The sequence below is a fragment of the Spirosoma sp. KUDC1026 genome (assembly GCF_013375035.1).
Lineage (GTDB): Bacteria > Bacteroidota > Bacteroidia > Cytophagales > Spirosomataceae > Spirosoma.
Genome location: NZ_CP056032.1, coordinates 700,194 through 717,500, shown reverse-complemented (window position 1 = coordinate 717,500; position 17,307 = coordinate 700,194). Strand labels below are relative to the sequence as shown.

Below are 17,307 nucleotides of genomic sequence, written 5' to 3'. Positions count from 1 at the left end.
GGCTTCTTCGGCGTCGTACAATTCGGACAGCAAAACTGGACGTTCTACAACCTCGAAATCCTCTTGGGCCAACTGCATGACCGTGCGTCGAGTAATACCATGCAGGATATTTTTGTCTGGTGTAATAAGCTGATCACCTTTTACGATAAAGAAATTACTACGGCTCAATTCACTGATTTCGCCGTCTTTATAATACAGAATATCGGATGCTCCAGCAGCTCGAATAGCTTCGGCCATAAGAATAACGTGCTTATAATCTGTAGTCTTTACTTCGGCCATCTCACGAACATAGTCATCCAGTATCACTTTCACACCCTGCTCGTATTGATTCGTTGGTACAGGATGAATGTCCTCCGTCATAATCAACAGATTGGGCTTGACAATACTGATACTATCGGCTGAGTACCCACCTGTCATAACAAACCGGAATCCCACATCGGTACCACCGTTGCGGGTGCTACGTTCCAGCAGATCCATCACAATTGCGTAGGTTTCATCCTTAGTGACAGGCAGAGACAGATGCATACGCGTTGCTGAGTTCTGAAAGCGCTCCCAATACCAGTCCCACTGAAAGGGCCGACCGTTATAAGTGAGAAAATAGTCAAACAAGCCATATCCACGTAACAGCGAGAGATCTGTAACGCCAATAGCTAACTGATCGACGGGAGCAACTGTACCATTCAAATATCCGTAATGCATATGGGAACAAAACTAAATACCGTGCCTGACGAAACTGATACGTAATACATATCAGTTTCGTCAGGCACGGTAAATGACTTTATACGAGTTTCTTGTATTTAATACGGGTTGGAGTAGCTTCGTTACCCAACCGTTTCCGACGGTTTTCCTCGTACTCAGAAAAATTACCTTCAAACCAATACACCTGCGAGTCGCCTTCGAAAGCCAAAATATGCGTCGCTATACGATCCAGGAACCAGCGGTCGTGGCTGATGACTACGGCACAACCCGCAAAATTCTCCAGACCTTCTTCCAGCGCCCGGAGCGTATTAACGTCAAGATCGTTCGTTGGCTCATCAAGCAGAAGTAGATTTGCACCTTCTTTAAGTGTCATAGCGAGGTGCACTCGATTTCGCTCTCCACCGGATAACGTACCAATTTTCTTTTCCTGATCGGCACCGGCGAAGTTGAAGCGGCTGACATAGGCGCGGGCGTTGCTTTGTTTACCGCCCATCATGATCCACTCATTACCGCCGGAGATGGTTTCATAAACGCTCTTGTCTGGATCAAGACCATCGTGTTCTTGGTCGACGTAAGCCACCTTCACGGTCTCACCAACGTCGAATGTACCAGCATTGGGTTTATCCCGGCCAGTAATGAGTTTAAACAACGTCGTTTTACCAGCGCCGTTGGGACCAATAATACCAACGATACCGCCCTGGGGTAGCCGGAAATTTAAATGTTCGAACAGAAGGCGATCACCGAAGGCCTTGGCAACATCTTCTGCTTCGATTACTTTCGCACCCAAGCGTGGACCAGCCGGAATGAATATTTCAAGCTTTTCATCGCGTTGTTTGGCATCTTCGCTCAGCAATCGCTCATAGGCTCCTAAACGTGCTTTTGATTTCGCCTGACGAGCTTTAGGAGCCATACGTACCCACTCCAGTTCACGCTGTAGAGTTTTCTGGCGTTTGGATTCGGTTTTTTCTTCTTTGGCTAGGCGAGTTTGCTTCTGATCGAGCCAGGAAGAGTAGTTTCCTTTCCAGGGGATACCTTCGCCCCGATCGAGTTCCAGAATCCAGCCCGCTACATTATCCAGGAAGTAACGATCGTGAGTAACGGCAATAACGGTACCGGCGTACTGACGAAGGTGCTCCTCGAGCCACAAAACGGATTCAGCATCCAGGTGGTTGGTTGGTTCATCCAGCAGTAAAACGTCGGGCTGCTGTAGCAACAGGCGGCACAGGGCTACCCGTCGCTTTTCACCGCCGGACAGGTTATCGATGAGGGCATCGGACGGAGGGCAACGTAACGCATCCATTGCCCGTTCGAGCTTCTGGTCGAGTTCCCAGGCGTTATAATGGTCAAGTTTTTCCTGGACCTCACCCTGACGTTCGATGAGTTTATCGAAGTCGGCGTCGGGATCACCAAAGGCCTCGTTGATCTCGTCAAACTCTTTGAGCAGGTTGACAACTTCCTGAACACCTTCCTCTACAACCTCCCGAACAGTTTTACCCGGTTCAAATTTTGGCTCCTGGTCGAGCATGCCAACCGAATAACCGGGCGAGAAAACAACTTCGCCCGTATAGCTTTTATCCAGTCCGGCAATGATGCGCAGCAGGGTGGACTTTCCAGAGCCGTTCAGACCCAATACCCCTATTTTTGCACCATAAAAAAAGGAAAGGTATATGTTCTTTAGGATTTGTCGGTTAGGGGGAATATTTTTACTCACGCCCGCCATGGAGAAGATTATGGTTTCCTGGCTCATTAATTTCTGATAGATTTGTGGTTGGCAAATGTGCCCAAATTTAACCCTCAGCGCAGCCTTAACCAAAAACAGTAATGGAAAACGCTTCACTGGTAGACGAATACGGTTACGTCAAAGACGGAAAGGTATTTTTAAAGGGCTACCTGAATTACGAAGACCGCCAGATCGGCGAAGTCAAACGAACCGAGCAGGAAGCGCTCGATTATTTTAAAAACCGCTTCATTATTGCCGAAAACAAAGTCAGCCAGCTAGAGAAAGACATCACCGAAGCTCAGAACAAAGGCTCTTATCTGACTAAGCTTGTTCAGCTCCGAAAGAAACTGATTGGCTTCGACGCACTCGGTGACTTTCCTCCTCTGCTCGAGCGACTGGATGCGCAGGAGTCTCTCCTGGCTGATCTCATATCGGTCAATCAACTCAAAAACTTAGAAATTAAACGGGCGCTGATTGGTGAAGCCGAAGCGCTGGTTGATAGTACAGACTGGCGCCCAACGGCCGATGCGCTCCAGGAGGTTAAAACCAAATGGATTAAAACAGGACCCGTTGATAAATCGGTTGAAGCGGAAATCGAGGGACGTTTTCAGGAGTTGCTGGATAATTTCTTTCAGCGTCGTCGTGAGTTTTTCAACGAGCAAAATAAAATCATTCAGGAACGTCTGGATAAATACGACGAGTTGATTCGCCTGGCGTTCCGGGCTAATCGGCTTGGTGATCTGGACGCTGCATTTCAGGAAGTTCGTCGGTTGAATAACGCCTGGAAACAGGTGGGAGAAGTACCGATCAAGAAGAGCGGAAAGCTGTATAAGTCGTTCAAAAAAGCGACGACGACGTTCTACGCCAAGTATAACGAAGCCAAAGGGATCGTTATCGAGAAGAAAATCGATCCCCGGATTGAGGCCCAGATGAAGATGGCCGACGAGGCAGAACGGCTAGCTAAACAGGACGATATTGTAGCAGCGGCCGACCGGGCCAAGGTGTTGCTCAATAGCTGGAAGGAGATTAAGATTCCGTTCAAACTGCAGGATAAAGACATCAACGAGCGTTTCCGGGCTGCCTGTGATAAGATTTTCGAGTTAAGCTACCTGAATCGCGTTCTGACGCGCAAATACCCGGCTTTTGAACTGAAAAGCCAGCCAGAACAGATCCGGACGAAAATCCGGGAAATGGAATACCTGGTCAAGCGGGAAAAAAACGATCTCCAGTTTGCCCTGCAGGACGCCGACGGACTTGATCCAAATGACCCGAACGATAAGATGGTGCTTAATAAAATCAATACGCAGAAGCGGAAAATTGCGATGAAGGAAATAATTCTGAAAGAGTTTCAGAAGCAACTGACTGCGGTTGGTTATTAGACGTTAATTCCCCCAAACGACGAAACGTGCCCTGGATTGCTCCAGGGCACGTTTCGTCGTTTGGGGGTGTTTATACAGTATGGAAACGAATTTGAAACAACTTGAACCCGTCTCCGAATCTGAGTTTCGGGAAGCCATTATTCCGGGAAAATTTGTCCGGATTGAATACTTGACGGATCTGAATGAGTTTATCAAAGCCGACGTACTGATCAAAGAGTACTTAAAGCAGGACGGCGCGGAATCAATCAAACTGGCCACGGGCGAAACGATTCCACTCGACCGCGTTGTCAGCTTGGATCGACGGCTATCACCGAATTTTCCCGGTTATGGCAACTACTCCTGCGACTGTTAACTGAGTTGTTCAAAGCCGCAGTAAGGAACCAGTACACTCGGTATGCGAATACCCTCCGGCGTCTGGTTATTCTCCAGAATCGAGGCCAGAATACGCGGTAACGCCAGCGCCGAGCCATTCAGTGTATGTAATAGCTGCATTTTGCCGTCAACTTTGGAACGTAGCTTCAGGCGGTTGGCCTGATACGTTTCAAAGTTTGATACCGAGCTGACTTCCAGCCAGCGCTGCTGAGCGGCCGACCAGACTTCCATGTCATACGTTAGTGCCGAGGTAAAGCCCATATCGCCCCCGCAGAGACGTAGCACCCGATAGGGAAGCTCCAGCTTTTGCAGAAGCATTTGTACGTGCAGGCTCATCTCTTCCAGTGCGGCATACGAATTTTCCGGCTTTTCAATACGCACCAGTTCAACTTTATCAAATTGGTGCAACCGGTTCAGGCCACGAACGTGGGCACCCCACGAGCCCGCTTCCCGCCGGAAACAGGGCGTATAACCAGCATTCCTAATCGGCAGCTGCCCTTCTGGTACGATCGTGTCCCGATAAATATTAGTGATCGGTACCTCGGCCGTTGGAATCAGATAAAACTTCTCCTCATTGATCAGATACATCTGTCCTTCCTTGTCGGGCAACTGACCTGTAGCAAATCCTGAATCCTCGTTGACAACGATAGGCGGCTGAATTTCGAAATAGCCTGCATCTAATGCTTCGTCGAGGAAGAAGTTAATTAATGCCCGCTGAAGCCGGGCACCTCTCCCCCGGTAAACCGGGAAACCGGCACCAGTAATTTTAACCCCTAATTCAAAGTCGATCATCGACCCGCCAAGACCGTCATATTTCTTGATTAGCTCCCAGTGCGGTTGGGCGTCGGCATGGAGTGTCGGTTTTTCGCCATGTTCCAGTACTACTTCATTATCATCAGCTGAACGACCTTCCGGAACGCTGTTGTGGGGAAGGTTTGGAATCGTTACCAGTACGGCCTGAAGTTGCTGTTCGGCCTGGGTCAGCAGCTCGTCCAGCTCTTTGGAGCGACTTTTCAGTACTGCCGTTTCGGCTTTGGCGGCTTCGGCAGCTTCCTTCTGTCCGCTTTTCATCAAAGCCCCAATTTCCTTTGCTTTTGCATTGGACTGAGCCAGCACCTCATCTAATTCCTTTTGGGCATCCCGGCGCTGCTGATCGAGGGCCAGCACCTGATCGACAACTGCCTCGGCGTTCGCAAAATGCTTTTTGCGCAGACCGGCCAGCGTCGTTTCTTTATTATCGCGTATGAAAGACAGTTGAAGCATCGTTAACGTGCGTTGATAATAGTTTTGATGACTGAAATAAACATTTCGGTCTCGGGATATAAAGGGAGAATATCTTCTTCTGTAAGCGTAGTGAACGCCCCATAATCGCTATCATGGCGAGCGCTGGACAGGCGTGAATAAAGTTTACTCCATTTGATTTCGACACGGCCAGTTTTAACAAAATGCAGTTCAAACATCGCTTTAGCACCAGCATGCGATTTAATTAGAATATCCTCACCGGTCAGCAGAGCAGAGATAATCTGATAAACGGCCTAATACAAGCGATTAGCTGCGCTAAACCAATCCTGATCATCAATCAAGTTTTTCACAGTCTTTAATAGAGCATCTGCTCGCTCAATCCGATACGTAATTAAGTCTTGCTTGTAGGAATTCATAGTCGCCTACCTTCGTCTAGAACGTTCTTGTACAAATCCGTTACTGCATACCGTGGCTGTTCGTGCTTAGGCCAGACGATCGGGCTTATTACTCGTCCTGATTCGAGTTCTAGCTCTGTTAATTGATCACTAAATACCCATCGTTTACCCGAAGAAAGATCGAGTTGTGTAAAGATTAGAAAATCCCAGTCAGAATCATCCCGTGCGTCGCCCCTCGCTCGTGAACCAAACAGCCATATTTCAGCTTCGGGATCAACCTTGTTAATGTACCGTTTGACTTCCTGCAAGAACAACGCGTCGTTCATGTCACATGAGTTTTAATCAATCCTATAACAGCCTTCTACAAAATTATGCGATAAACAAGCCCTCATTCAGCGCGTTCAGGGCGTCGGCTTTGTAACGACCGTGGATGAGTATTGATAAGTTGCTTTCGGTGCCGCCGTACGAAACCATCCGGATTGGAATGTTCTTCAATGCGCTAAAAACACGTAACGCAACCCCTTCATTGTCGGCACTGAAGTTTCCAACAATACAAACAATCGTCTGATCATGGTCGGGTTCTTCCAGTGTACAGAAAGTGCTCAACTCATCTGAAATTTCCTGCAAACGATCCGTATTGTCTATGGTTACTGAAACGGATACTTCTGAGGTGGCCAGCATATCAACCGGCGTTTTGTACTTCTCGAAAATCTCGAAAATCCGACGCAGAAACCCATAGGCATTCAACATACGGGTCGAGTGAATATACAGGGCTGTGATACCATCTTTGGCGGCAACGGCTTTGAATACCTGGTTTGATTGCTCTGCCGACGTAGGTCTGTCGGCGATGAGCGTACCGGGGGCGCTGGGCTCCATTGTGTTTTTTAACCGCACAGGAACACCAAACATACGGGCGGGCGTGATCGTCGATGGGTGCAGAATCTTAGCACCGAAATAAGCCAGCTCAGCTGCTTCATCAAAGGTCAATTCACGTACCGGAAAGGTGTTTTTAACGATTCTTGGGTCGTTATTGTGCATTCCATCGATGTCAGTCCAGATCTGGATTTCTTCGGCCCGGATAGCACCACCAATTAGCGAAGCTGTATAATCGGAACCGCCCCGTTTGAGGTTATCAACCTCAGCCCGTGGATTCCGGCATATGAAACCCTGCGTTACGATGATCTGCTTATCATCGTGCTGCGGCAGCATATCGGCCAGTTTTTGTTCCGTAAATGAGATAACTGGTTCGTTGTCCGCGTCGATCTGCATGAATTCAAGTGCAGGCAGGAGGACCGACGGAACACCTTCTTCGTTCAGGTACGACTGGAAAAGTTGCGTACTCAGCAATTCACCTTCGGCTACCAGCTCTTTTTCCTGCTTCAGCGTAAAGGGCTTAATTGTCGTTAGCGAGCGGATAAATGAAAACTCCTTATCAACGATCTGCCGGCCAGCCGCCTTACCGGCTTCGGTACTGTACAACTCACCGACAAACGTATCGTAATGCGCTTTGAGCGCGTCGATTGTCTGATTCGCCTGAGCCTCGTTGTTTTCTTTGAGGGCTTCACCAATAGCCAGGAGTGAGTTCGTTGAACCCGACAGCGCTGATAATACGACAATTTTACGTGTATCATCAGCCGTAACCAATCGACGGATGGACTGCATGCGTTCGGGCTTCCCGACCGATGTACCGCCAAATTTCCAGACGTGCATTTTTAAAGAGTGAAAGAGTGAATGAGCGAAAGAGCGAAAGAGCGAAAGAATGAAACTTAGCTGATCGCTCTTTCACTCTTTCATTCTGCATCGGCGGTCCGATTTCGCTCTTTATATTTTGCTATAAACTTGCTTCTGTAAGCCGAGCATTTTGATGGCGGTGATGGCGGCTTCATCACCTTTGTTGCCGTGTTTGCCGCCCGCCCGGTCAAGGGCCTGCTGCTGATCGTTTGGGGTCAGGACGCCAAAAATGACGGGCTTGCTGGTTTTTAAACTAACATTGGTCAGGCCCTGCGCTACGGCGTGGTTGATGTAATCGTTGTGCTTTGTTTCACCCTGAATCACGCAGCCCAGGGCGATCACTGCGTCGATATCATCACGCTGCGCAAACCACTGCGAGCCCAGTGTCAGCTCATAACTGCCCGGAACGTTCGCCCGAACAATGTTTTCTGCCTTAACACCGTACTGAAGCAAGGTTTGGTGAGCGCCGTTGTAGAGCGCTTCTGTCACTTCGGTATTCCATTCGGAAACCAGAATGGCAAAACGCCGGTGACTGACATCGGGTAGCGCATCCGTTGAGAAGACGCTGAGATTTTTTAGTTCAGAAGCCATATAACCTTGAAAATTTCGTCTGTGGGAGAATGAAAACAAAAAAGGACAAAACCCCGATCGGTTTTGTCCTTTGCTGTATTTATGGTGTCAAATACGCTTACGACTCACCGACCGCTGCCTCCAGCAACGATTTGTATTTTCGAGCACTAACGGCTTCGGTCGACTGCGCGTATTTTTCGATGATCGTGTTGTACGTATCGATCGCTTTATCGTTCTGTTTAGCTTGTTCCTGGGCAACAGCCAGTTTCATCAGGTATGATGGGCTAAAGAATTTATTCGGCTTGTAATCAGCGGCCTTCTGATAGTAGCTAGCTGCCTCTTCGAAGTCTTTTTTCTCCATATACGCATCACCAATGAGCGAGTAGGCACGCGCCTGCACCAAGAGGTCCGATGAACTGAAGTTTTTGAGCTGATCAATAGCTTCGTCGTATTTACCCTGTTTCAACAGAGCAGTTCCAGCATAGAAAGCAGCGAGGTTACCAGCGGGTGTCGAACCGTAATTGTCAGCAACGGAAATCAGACCGGGTGTTTTGCCATCGCCATTCAGCGCCTGCTTCAGAGAATCAGCTTCGAGTTGATAGACAGACGGAAAAAGCTCAACCTGGGCGGTTTCATCCTGACTGCTCACGTAATACCGATAGCCGAAGAAACCGACAATCAGCAGCACAATACCACCAAGGACGCCGAAAAGGACATTCCGGTTCTCCTCAAAAAAATATTCGGCCCGTTCAAACTGACCAGTTAACGCGTCCGGGTCTTCTAAAAAATCCAATCCGCTGTTCTTCTTGCTCATGCTTTTGCAATTTGGATTGCAAAATTAGAAATAATTAGACTTGTGGAAAAGTGTAAGCCTCAAAACTTTACATAAAGATTTTTTATCCAATGGCTGTATCACGGACAGACATTACTTCGGACGGTCGAACGCAGCGAATCTGATGCGGCAGTAAAATTTCGATGGCTACCGTTTCGCCAGTCAACGTAACAAACTCAACCTCGAATCCTTTTCCGTCTCCGTATACAGTCAAAATCGTGCCAACATCACCCTGTTTCAGTCGGCCGTCACCAGAATCTTCCTGGAGTACAACCAAATCAAACTCATTCATATGGGTACTAACTGATTTGTTTAATTAATCTAAGTTGTATGTCATAAGCTTGTTTCGAGGGCATAAGCCAGCAGAAACAAGACGATCTTGATCAGAAAACCGGCTTCCGTAACCGCATGAATCTTTTTGGGAAACCGCATCGTGATTTGACCGCCGGGCGGCCCCGTGAAGGCTTGCTCAATACGCTGACGCAACGCCTTTTTGTAAGCAACTTGCCAAGCTGGGTCGGGCCGCTTGCTGTTGCGTTTACGTTGAATCTGCAGGTAAATCTGTTCACAATCGGCATAAAACGTTTCCTGTTCATAGTCCGTATAACCAGCATCGCCAAACACCTCGCTGCCCGCTGTCAAGTTCAGGTGCATCATCTGCAAGGCCGTTACGTCCACCATCGAGCCAGGTAAAAGAAAAAACTGCACCGGCTGTTTATCAACAGTGGTGATGAGTTGAACGCGAAACCCAAAGAAGAACCGACGTTTGGATGCGATCTTACCCCGGTAGTCTTCCCCTTCTACCAAGCGCGAGCGACCAATGCGAATGTTATCACAGACGGCCACAGGGAAGGAGTCAATCAAGTACTGGCCACCCAAGTTGAGCGCTTTAAAAAAGTCAGCCAGATAGTAAAACAACACACTCAGTGTGTGCGCCAAGCGATGCAACCGCCGATTAAAAGCCGACTTTTCCAGCATCAGAACGCCTTGCTTGTCAGCCATATAGAGCATAGCAGAGGCTTGATTTCCGCCGAAGAAGCGGGCCGATATGATGGCGGTCGTCAGCACGATACTATCCGGTACTTTTGGTGTGGCCTGTGGTTTGCAGGAGCCACGATGATTGGTTTCCAGAAAAAAGTCATCCAGAAAGCAGTAAATTGCCAGCACTTTTTCAGACATAGCCAGAGCGGGTTATCAATGTTTTCGCACCTCAAAGGTACGCCTGCTCTACGCTATGTCTTTTTTTGTGCTCGTATCAATCGGCTTTCATGCAACTTAGATTAATTAACGACACATCAATGATCTTGTTTTTAGAAATGGTGTAGATTTGTGCCGCTAATCTTCTAAGGGGTGCCCTAAAACGACGGGCTGAGATTATACCCATTGAACCTGATCCGGGTAATGCCGGCGAAGGGAAACGGAGTTCATGTATACTAACTTTTTGACAACCAAAAGGTAGGTTTGGCCCCTTGGCCTATCATCATGTTTTTTTCGCAATGAAAAAACCGATGATTGGGCGGTATAACCGCTTTTATCTGTTGGCAGCCCTGTGTTGGCTGTCAGTGCTACCCGCATGGGCGCAGTTTACAATTTCAGGTTCTGTGGTTGACGCCGACGGAGCCGAGACCTTACCCGGCGCGGCCATTACCATTGAAGGGACTTACAAAGGCACCTTCACAAAGACAGATGGTACGTTTCAGTTAACTAACGTACCGTCGGGACCTTTGTCTTTACGAGTTTCGCTCCTGGGCTACGAGCCCCAAATCAGAGAGCTGCAACCAACGCAGAACGAAACCATCTCGATACGCCTTCAGAGGACCGCCGTTGTTGTGGATGAAGTAACGGTGAGCGCTACCCGGGCCGATCAGAAGTCAGCGATTGCCTACACGAACGTATCGCGCCGGGATCTGAACAAGCTTAACTTAGGACAGGATATTCCGCAGCTGCTCAATTTCACGCCTTCTATTGTTACTACCTCCGATGCGGGTGCTGGCGTGGGTTACACAGGCATCCGGATTCGGGGATCGGATGCCACGCGGGTAAACGTAACGCTGAACGGAATTCCGTACAACGACGCTGAGTCGCAGGGAACCTTCTTCGTGAATATGCCCGACTTTGCGTCGTCGGTGAGTAGTATTCAGATTCAGCGGGGCGTTGGTACGTCGACGAACGGGGCCGGCGCGTTCGGTGCTTCGCTGAACATTCAGACAAACCAGCTTCAGGAAAAGCCGTATGCCGAAGCAAATGTCTCGGCGGGTTCGTTCGGTACCCGAAAAGTGAACGTACTAGCCGGAACGGGTCTGCTCAATAACCATTTCGTACTTGATGCCCGCCTGTCCAAAATTTATTCGGATGGCTACGTCGATCGGGCTTTCTCGGATCTGAAATCGTTCTATATCTCCGGTGGCTACTACACCAAGAAAAGCTTTTTCCGGCTGAATGTTTTCTCCGGGCAGGAGCAGACTTACCAATCGTGGGGTGGAGTACCCGCAGATTTACTACGTACCAACCGGACATACAATGTCTATACGTACGACAACGAAACGGATAACTATCAACAGGATAACTACCAGCTCATTACGTCGCACGAGCTGAGCCGAAACTGGCGACTGAATGTGTCGGCCTTTTACACGAAAGGGCGGGGGTATTACGAGCAGTATCGCCCGAATGACCGGTACAGCAATTATGGTCTGCCCAACGTCGTGATCGGCGATTCGGTCATCACGCGGACGGACATTATCCGCCGTCGCTGGCTGGATAATGACTTTTACGGCAGTGTATTTTCGCTCGACTTTAACAGCTTTAAAAAGCTGACAATGAACATTGGTGGGGGCTGGAACCAGTATAAAGGCGCTCACTTCGGCGAAATCATCTGGGCGCGGGTTGCCGGAAACACGAACATCCGGGATCGATACTACAATGACGACGCTACCAAAACGGATTTTAATCTGTATGCCAAAGCGTTCTATCAGTTCACATCGAAACTCAACGCCTACGCCGACCTGCAGGTTCGGCGCATTGATTACTCGTTCCTGGGTTTCAACAGTCAGCTACAGAACGTACAGCAGGATGCCAACCTGACATTTTTTAATCCTAAAGCTGGTCTGACGTACACACTCAACGATCAAAATTCGGTGTATGCGTCGGTTGGGGTTGGCCACCGCGAACCAAACCGGGATGATTATACACAATCAACTCCCGTAAGTCGCCCTAGAGCAGAGGCTCTGATCGATTACGAAGCAGGCTACAAACTGCAAACTACCCGGCTGGCGTTTACGGCAAACGCGTATTACATGAACTACCGGAACCAGCTCGTATTGTCGGGTCAGTTGAACGACGTTGGCGCTTATAATCGGGTGAACGTACCGAGCAGCTACCGGGCCGGTGTCGAACTAGAAGCCGGGGCGCGTCTGACGAATCAACTGCAATGGAATCTGAACGCCACGTTCAGCCAGAACAAAATTCGGAATTTCACGGAGTACCTCGACAATTTCGACAACGGGCTCCAGGAAGCACGGCAGTACAGCAAGACAGATATTGCCTTTTCGCCCAACGTAATCAGTGGTTCCCAGCTGATGTACACACCGGTGAAAGGGCTTGAGTTAAGCTTGCTGTCGAAATATGTAGGCAAGCAATATCTGGACAATACGTCGAATGAAAGCCGGAAACTGGATTCGTATTTCACCAATGACATCCGACTGATTTACTCGCTGAAACCGAAATTTGCGCAGGAAATTACGTTTACGTTGCTGTTCAACAATGTCTTCAATGAGTTGTACGAGTCGAATGGATATACGTATGCCTACATTTCAGAAGGAGCCGTACGAGCCGACAATGGCTACTATCCACAGGCCGGACGAAACTTCCTGGCAGGGGTGAGGGTACGATTTTAATCAATAAAAAGGGTCGGTTTGCGCCGACCCTTTTTTGTTATCCGATTGCCTGTTCCAGATCCTGGATTAAATCTGCTATGTCCTCAATACCGACGCTGAGCCGGATCAGGGTGTCCTTCAATCCGTTCTTTTCCCGCTCTTCTTTCGGAATACTGGCATGGGTCATGCTGGCGGGGTGCGTGCAAAGGGATTCGACCCCTCCTAGCGATTCACCCAGGGAGAATACGTGGAAACTCTCCATCACCCGAACCGCTTCGGGCATGGAATCGCCTTTGAGTTCGAAGGAGAGCATGCCGCCGAAACCGCGCATCTGCCGCTTCGCCAGCTCGTGTCCCGGATGGTCGGTCAGACCTGGATAATAAACCTGACCCACCTTAGGATGCTGCGCCAGGTATTGAGCTACCTGGAGGGCGTTCTCACCGTGGCGCTGCATCCGGACGTGCAGTGTTTTGATACCTCGCAATACCAGGAAACAATCCTGCGGGCCCGGTACGGCACCACAGGCATTTTGAATAAATTCCAATCGCTTGGCTATCTCATCGTCATTCAAGACAATAGCGCCCATAACCGTATCGGAGTGGCCACCGAGGTACTTAGTTGCCGAGTGCACCACGATATCAGCGCCCAGATCGAGTGGGTTTTGTAAATAAGGCGAAGCAAACGTATTATCGACAACGAGCCGGATGCCACGCTGTTTCGTGATCACAGCAATAGCCGTAATATCAACCAACCGAAGGAGTGGGTTTGTTGGCGTTTCAATCCAGACCATTTTCGTCGCGGGCGTAATGGCCGCTTCCAGATTGGCTGGGTCGTCTAAGCTGATAAATTTAAAGGTCAGGCCAAACTCCTGGAAAACCCGCACCATAATCCGGTATGTGCCGCCGTAGAGGTCGCTACTGGCAATAATTTCATCGCCGGGTTTGAAGAGTTTAAGAATGGCGTCGGTAGCACCCAGTCCCGACGCATAACAAATTCCATGTTTGCCGTTTTCGAGCGCAGCCAGGTTATTTTGCAACACGGTTCGCGTAGGGTTCTGCGTCCGAGCGTATTCATAGCCTTTATGCTTACCCGGCGATTCCTGAACGTAGGTTGACGTTTGGTAAATAGGCGTCATGATGGCGCCCGTTGTTGGGTCCGGTTCGATCCCCGCGTGAATGGCTTTTGTTCCGAATTTCATGCCCGAAGGTAGTAAATGGCCATCAACAACATCAGGCCTTTTGAGGTTTGTTACGTAGTGAACCCTTATATACGATCTAAAATCACGGGCCCAGCCATTGCGGGCGTATTACTATCCATAACACCCGTCGTCTTTACGTCGGTGCTGACTTACTATGCGGTTGTTTACGAGAAATTCATTGCTGAATTTACGGGTTGGGAGTGGGCACTGATTACGTTAGTGTGCACCATCACATCGGCGGCTTTGACCCCGCCCACTATTCTGGCGCTCATCTTCGGTTATTTTCTGGGGTGGAATGCGGTGCTGCCCATCTTCATCATCAACCTGGGAGGAATTCTACTGATCAATTTACTGGTCCACTGGATTGACCACGACCGATTTCTCAAATTCCTGCGTCGTAATCCCAAAGCGCAGTCGGTACTGGATCGGATTCGGGGGAAGGAGCTTGAGGTGATATTTTTCGCCAAACTCTCACCCATTCTGCCCTTTGGTCTGACCAATCTTTTATTCGCGCTATCGGGTGCGCGGCTTAAAAACATTCTGCTGGGCGGCTTCCTGGGGATGACGCCCCGTTCGTTGCTGGCTGTCTGGTCGGGTCACGAGGCCCACGAAATACGCACGCTGCTGGATAATCCGAACAGTAGTCTCTGGACACAGGTAGTCGTTATTGGGCTAATCGTTGTGTCCATTGCCGGGCTGTGGCAGGTAGTGCGCCGGGCGCTTCGCTAGCTCGCCGGCGGTTAATTCAATCAGCCGGTTGTGTCCGCTCCTGAAAATCGTTAACTGGTACGTTGTCAGAAGACGAAACAACGGGCGGACGTAGTATCCTGGAATTATCCGGTCGAACGCGCCCAGAAATATCCAAACCGGTACAGTGCGTTTTGCTAAAGCCGCACCCAACTCGTCGATGGCTGGCCAGATAAGCCGGGTTTGCGTCCAGACCTGGTACACCAGCTGCCGTTGGCCTGGCGTACTGATTGAGTGCTCCACAAAGCGCATAAACGTTCGGTTCAGAAGCCCCATTCTGGTCAGACCGTGCCCCAGATTTGTTAGAACCGATAGATGCCGCAGGACGTAACAAAACAGGCTCCTGCCAATAGCTGATCTGGTAGCCAGGTCATACCAATGATTGCGAACAATGCCGTCAGGAGCAATCAGATATAAATCTGTAATCCAGTCTGAAAACAGCTCTGCTGTTATCAGGGCAAAGCGGCCGCCCAGACTAAATCCCATTAAGGCAAACTGCTTTATAGAGTGCGCCCGTAGAAAATCGCTTACTAACCTTTCCCAGTCCGTTTTAGTTAGTAGTTGATCAATGCTTGATTGGCTATTTCCATGATGAGGCAGATCAAAGGCGTAGACTGTATACCGATTACCAACCGCTTTCTGTAGTGACCAGTAAACGCGGCTCGTCTGACCAAACCCGTGAAAAGCCAGCAATGAAGCTGGGCCGTTACCAAAAATTCGGTATGCGATTCGGTAATGCCCAAACGAAAAATAGTAAACAGCATCGGCTCCGGTCATACCGGTAAAGTTGCATAAAACTCAACGACTCATGCAAACCTTCGCCACTCTGGCTGAATTTTTCGCGCAGGCTGGGCAACCGCTCGGCGAAACCGGCTACATGCCAATTACTCAGGAAATGATTGACCAGTTCGCCTTGGTAACGGGCGAACCCACACAAGCGGGTGCTTATAATTTTCTGACGTTGGCACTGGCCCCCAAGCTGCTCGATCAACTCATTAACATTGAATCGGTTACGTCGATGGTAACCTATGGCGCTAACAAAATTCGCTTCCATGAAGCCGTGACTGTTGGCAGTCAGTTACGATTGAAAGCTTGGCTGCACCACGCCGAGCCGCAAAATGATAACGAAGACACAAACGGCGTACGAGCTGTAATCGAATGTGCCTTCGAGGTGGAAGGCGAGCAAAAACCTGCCTGTGTTGCCGAGCTACTCGTACTGCTGTTTGAATAAGTGTAAGATCAGACGACTAATTTTCAGGAAAGTCAAATAGTATGCGTGCATACTGTTTGACTTTTTTTATTTTAGTGAGCAACACGAGTATTTTCTGAAACCATATGGCAACGACAGGAATGGAGTTACAGGGGTTAAATTTCAATTTGTCGGAAGAGCACCGGGCGGTGCAGGAAGCTGCCCGCGATTTTGCCCATAGTGAGCTCCTACCGGGTGTTATTGACCGCGATAATGCCGCCCGTTTTCCAGCAGAACAGGTCAGACGGATGGGCGAACTAGGGTTTATGGGAATGATGGTGCCGCCTGAGTACGGCGGTAGTGGTCTCGATACGGTTTCATACGTGCTGGCGCTGGAGGAACTATCGAAAATTGACCCATCGGCTGCGGTAATTATGTCGGTCAATAACTCGCTGGTTTGCTTTGGGCTGGAAGCGTATGGTACTGAAGAGCAAAAACAAAAATATCTGGTCCCATTGGCAACGGGTGAGGTAATAGGTGCTTTTTGTCTATCAGAACCAGAAGCAGGGTCGGATGCTACGTCTCAGTCGACAACGGCAGAGGACAAGGGCGATTACTATCTGGTGAACGGAACCAAAAACTGGATCACCAACGGCGGGTCGTCAAGCATTTGCCTGGTTATTGCCCAGACGGACCGGGAGAAAAAACACCGCGGCATTAACTGCCTGATCGTGGAAAAAGAAACGCCGGGCTTTGTGGTCGGCAAGAAAGAGGATAAAATGGGTATTCGGGCGTCGGATACCCACTCGTTGCTCTTTACGGATGTGAAAGTGCCCAAAGAGAATCGTATTGGCGACGATGGCTTTGGTTTCAAGTTCGCGATGACGACGCTAAACGGTGGGCGGATCGGCATTGCTGCTCAGGCGCTTGGTATTGCCGCCGGAGCTTACGAACTAGCCCTGAAATACAGCCAGGAACGGAAATCGTTCGGAAAACAAATTTTTGATCATCAGGCTATTCAGTTCAAACTGGCCGATATGGCCACCCGGATCGAGGCCGCCCGGCTGCTTGTTTACAAAGCCGCCCGACTGAAAGACGAACATAAGGATTATGTGCAGGCAGCAGCCATGGCCAAACTATTTGCGTCGGACATAGCGATGTGGGCAACAACCGAAGCCGTGCAGATTCACGGAGGCTATGGTTATGTAAAAGAATTTCACGTGGAGCGGCTCATGCGCGACGCGAAAATCACCCAGATTTATGAAGGTACGTCAGAAATACAAAAACTAGTTATAGCCCGCGAACTGATTAAGTAAGTAGTTTTCTTAGTAAAATATAATTATTTGGAACCTAAAAAGCGT

General features: G+C 49.3%; 18 protein-coding genes and 1 riboswitch (1 of these 19 cut by a window edge). Of the genes, 6 read left to right on the top strand and 12 right to left on the bottom strand.

The genetic code is table 11. The features are described from left to right. Together HU175_RS03105 and ettA are read right to left on the bottom strand one after the other, a co-directional pair. On the bottom strand, window positions 1-699 hold the 5' portion of the coding sequence (locus HU175_RS03105; RefSeq protein ID WP_176565192.1) for an aminotransferase class IV. The gene continues 132 nt to the left of window position 1, outside the view; only the first 699 of its 831 coding nucleotides appear in the window; the start codon lies at window positions 697-699; its stop codon lies off the left edge, out of view. Window positions 700-778: 79 nt separating this feature from the next. Further along, window positions 779-2,446: an energy-dependent translational throttle protein EttA gene (gene ettA, locus HU175_RS03100; RefSeq protein ID WP_176565191.1), complete on the bottom strand. Its 1,668-nt coding sequence runs from the start codon at window positions 2,444-2,446 to the stop codon at window positions 779-781. A gap of 74 nt (window positions 2,447-2,520) precedes the next feature. Between ettA and HU175_RS03095 the strand changes: the two genes are divergently transcribed. Both HU175_RS03095 and HU175_RS03090 read left to right on the top strand, forming a co-directional pair. Further along, complete coding sequence (locus HU175_RS03095) at window positions 2,521-3,798, top strand: DUF349 domain-containing protein (protein ID WP_176565190.1); 1,278 nt, start codon at window positions 2,521-2,523, stop codon at window positions 3,796-3,798. A 79-nt stretch (window positions 3,799-3,877) separates the two neighbouring features. Then, window positions 3,878-4,150, top strand: coding sequence for a hypothetical protein (locus HU175_RS03090; protein WP_176565189.1), 273 nt, complete (start codon window positions 3,878-3,880; stop codon window positions 4,148-4,150). Here the strand turns inward: HU175_RS03090 and serS are convergent. The 8 genes from serS to HU175_RS03050 form a co-directional block, all read right to left on the bottom strand. Next, the gene (serS, locus tag HU175_RS03085; protein WP_176565188.1) at window positions 4,147-5,433 is read right to left on the bottom strand and encodes a serine--tRNA ligase; all 1,287 of its coding nucleotides are present in this window, start codon (window positions 5,431-5,433) and stop codon (window positions 4,147-4,149) included. The genes HU175_RS03090 and serS overlap by 4 nt on opposite strands. A 2-nt stretch (window positions 5,434-5,435) precedes the next feature. After that, the gene (locus HU175_RS25080) at window positions 5,436-5,657 is read right to left on the bottom strand and encodes a hypothetical protein (RefSeq protein WP_410528594.1); all 222 of its coding nucleotides are present in this window, start codon (window positions 5,655-5,657) and stop codon (window positions 5,436-5,438) included. Window positions 5,658-5,824: 167 nt separating this feature from the next. Next, window positions 5,825-6,133, bottom strand: coding sequence for a nucleotidyltransferase domain-containing protein (locus tag HU175_RS03075; RefSeq protein ID WP_176565187.1), 309 nt, complete (start codon window positions 6,131-6,133; stop codon window positions 5,825-5,827). 43 nt (window positions 6,134-6,176) lie between these two features. Then, window positions 6,177-7,517: an aspartate kinase gene (locus HU175_RS03070; protein WP_176565186.1), complete on the bottom strand. Its 1,341-nt coding sequence runs from the start codon at window positions 7,515-7,517 to the stop codon at window positions 6,177-6,179. 111 nt (window positions 7,518-7,628) lie between these two features. Continuing rightward, on the bottom strand, window positions 7,629-8,129 hold the full coding sequence (gene ribH, locus HU175_RS03065) for a 6,7-dimethyl-8-ribityllumazine synthase (RefSeq protein ID WP_176565185.1): 501 nt from the start codon (window positions 8,127-8,129) through the stop codon (window positions 7,629-7,631). Window positions 8,130-8,226: 97 nt separating this feature from the next. Beyond that, window positions 8,227-8,922 carry a tetratricopeptide repeat protein gene (locus HU175_RS03060; protein ID WP_176565184.1) on the bottom strand — a complete coding sequence of 232 codons (696 nt, stop codon included), beginning with the start codon at window positions 8,920-8,922 and terminating at the stop codon, window positions 8,227-8,229. 82 nt (window positions 8,923-9,004) lie between these two features. Further along, window positions 9,005-9,232 carry a DUF4926 domain-containing protein gene (locus tag HU175_RS03055; protein WP_176565183.1) on the bottom strand — a complete coding sequence of 76 codons (228 nt, stop codon included), beginning with the start codon at window positions 9,230-9,232 and terminating at the stop codon, window positions 9,005-9,007. Between the two features lie 41 nt (window positions 9,233-9,273). Then, complete coding sequence (locus tag HU175_RS03050) at window positions 9,274-10,119, bottom strand: IS982 family transposase (RefSeq protein WP_176565182.1); 846 nt, start codon at window positions 10,117-10,119, stop codon at window positions 9,274-9,276. A gap of 157 nt (window positions 10,120-10,276) precedes the next feature. Then, window positions 10,277-10,373, top strand: a riboswitch (TPP riboswitch). A gap of 63 nt (window positions 10,374-10,436) precedes the next feature. Here HU175_RS03050 and HU175_RS03045 point away from each other — a divergent pair. After that, window positions 10,437-12,833 (top strand): TonB-dependent receptor, encoded by a 2,397-nt coding sequence (locus tag HU175_RS03045; protein ID WP_228724306.1) that lies wholly within the window; start codon window positions 10,437-10,439, stop codon window positions 12,831-12,833. A gap of 37 nt (window positions 12,834-12,870) precedes the next feature. On the opposite strand, the gene HU175_RS03040 is transcribed toward HU175_RS03045, so the two are convergent. Next, on the bottom strand, window positions 12,871-14,010 hold the full coding sequence (locus HU175_RS03040; RefSeq protein WP_176565181.1) for a cystathionine gamma-synthase: 1,140 nt from the start codon (window positions 14,008-14,010) through the stop codon (window positions 12,871-12,873). Window positions 14,011-14,067: 57 nt separating this feature from the next. Between HU175_RS03040 and HU175_RS03035 the strand changes: the two genes are divergently transcribed. Then, the gene (locus tag HU175_RS03035) at window positions 14,068-14,739 is read left to right on the top strand and encodes a TVP38/TMEM64 family protein (RefSeq protein WP_228724305.1); all 672 of its coding nucleotides are present in this window, start codon (window positions 14,068-14,070) and stop codon (window positions 14,737-14,739) included. Here the strand turns inward: HU175_RS03035 and HU175_RS03030 are convergent. Beyond that, a complete protein-coding gene (locus tag HU175_RS03030; RefSeq protein WP_176565179.1) occupies window positions 14,683-15,534 on the bottom strand; it encodes an alpha/beta fold hydrolase in 852 nt (283 codons plus the stop codon). The genes HU175_RS03035 and HU175_RS03030 overlap by 57 nt on opposite strands. 31 nt (window positions 15,535-15,565) lie before the next feature. Here HU175_RS03030 and HU175_RS03025 point away from each other — a divergent pair, with 31 nt between their 5' ends. Together HU175_RS03025 and HU175_RS03020 are read left to right on the top strand one after the other, a co-directional pair. Beyond that, entirely contained in the window at window positions 15,566-15,988 is a 423-nt protein-coding gene (locus HU175_RS03025) for a MaoC family dehydratase (RefSeq protein WP_176565178.1), read from the top strand. Between the two features lie 104 nt (window positions 15,989-16,092). Continuing rightward, entirely contained in the window at window positions 16,093-17,262 is a 1,170-nt protein-coding gene (locus HU175_RS03020) for an acyl-CoA dehydrogenase (RefSeq protein ID WP_176565177.1), read from the top strand. Window positions 17,263-17,307: the final 45 nt, after the last annotated feature.

Excerpts from the sequence above, each read along its gene's own strand:
- ettA (WP_176565191.1), bottom strand. The coding sequence starts at position 2,446 with ATGAGCCAGGAAACCATAATCTTCTCCATGGCGGGCGTGAGTAAAAAT.
- HU175_RS03095 (WP_176565190.1), top strand. The coding sequence starts at position 2,521 with ATGGAAAACGCTTCACTGGTAGACGAATACGGTTACGTCAAAGACGGA.
- HU175_RS03090 (WP_176565189.1), top strand. The coding sequence starts at position 3,878 with ATGGAAACGAATTTGAAACAACTTGAACCCGTCTCCGAATCTGAGTTT.
- serS (WP_176565188.1), bottom strand. The coding sequence starts at position 5,433 with ATGCTTCAACTGTCTTTCATACGCGATAATAAAGAAACGACGCTGGCC.
- HU175_RS03075 (WP_176565187.1), bottom strand. The coding sequence starts at position 6,133 with ATGAACGACGCGTTGTTCTTGCAGGAAGTCAAACGGTACATTAACAAG.
- HU175_RS03070 (WP_176565186.1), bottom strand. The coding sequence starts at position 7,517 with ATGCACGTCTGGAAATTTGGCGGTACATCGGTCGGGAAGCCCGAACGC.
- ribH (WP_176565185.1), bottom strand. The coding sequence starts at position 8,129 with ATGGCTTCTGAACTAAAAAATCTCAGCGTCTTCTCAACGGATGCGCTA.
- HU175_RS03060 (WP_176565184.1), bottom strand. The coding sequence starts at position 8,922 with ATGAGCAAGAAGAACAGCGGATTGGATTTTTTAGAAGACCCGGACGCG.
- HU175_RS03055 (WP_176565183.1), bottom strand. The coding sequence starts at position 9,232 with ATGAATGAGTTTGATTTGGTTGTACTCCAGGAAGATTCTGGTGACGGC.
- HU175_RS03050 (WP_176565182.1), bottom strand. The coding sequence starts at position 10,119 with ATGTCTGAAAAAGTGCTGGCAATTTACTGCTTTCTGGATGACTTTTTT.
- HU175_RS03045 (WP_228724306.1), top strand. The coding sequence starts at position 10,437 with ATGAAAAAACCGATGATTGGGCGGTATAACCGCTTTTATCTGTTGGCA.
- HU175_RS03040 (WP_176565181.1), bottom strand. The coding sequence starts at position 14,010 with ATGAAATTCGGAACAAAAGCCATTCACGCGGGGATCGAACCGGACCCA.
- HU175_RS03030 (WP_176565179.1), bottom strand. The coding sequence starts at position 15,534 with ATGACCGGAGCCGATGCTGTTTACTATTTTTCGTTTGGGCATTACCGA.
- HU175_RS03025 (WP_176565178.1), top strand. The coding sequence starts at position 15,566 with ATGCAAACCTTCGCCACTCTGGCTGAATTTTTCGCGCAGGCTGGGCAA.
- HU175_RS03020 (WP_176565177.1), top strand. The coding sequence starts at position 16,093 with ATGGCAACGACAGGAATGGAGTTACAGGGGTTAAATTTCAATTTGTCG.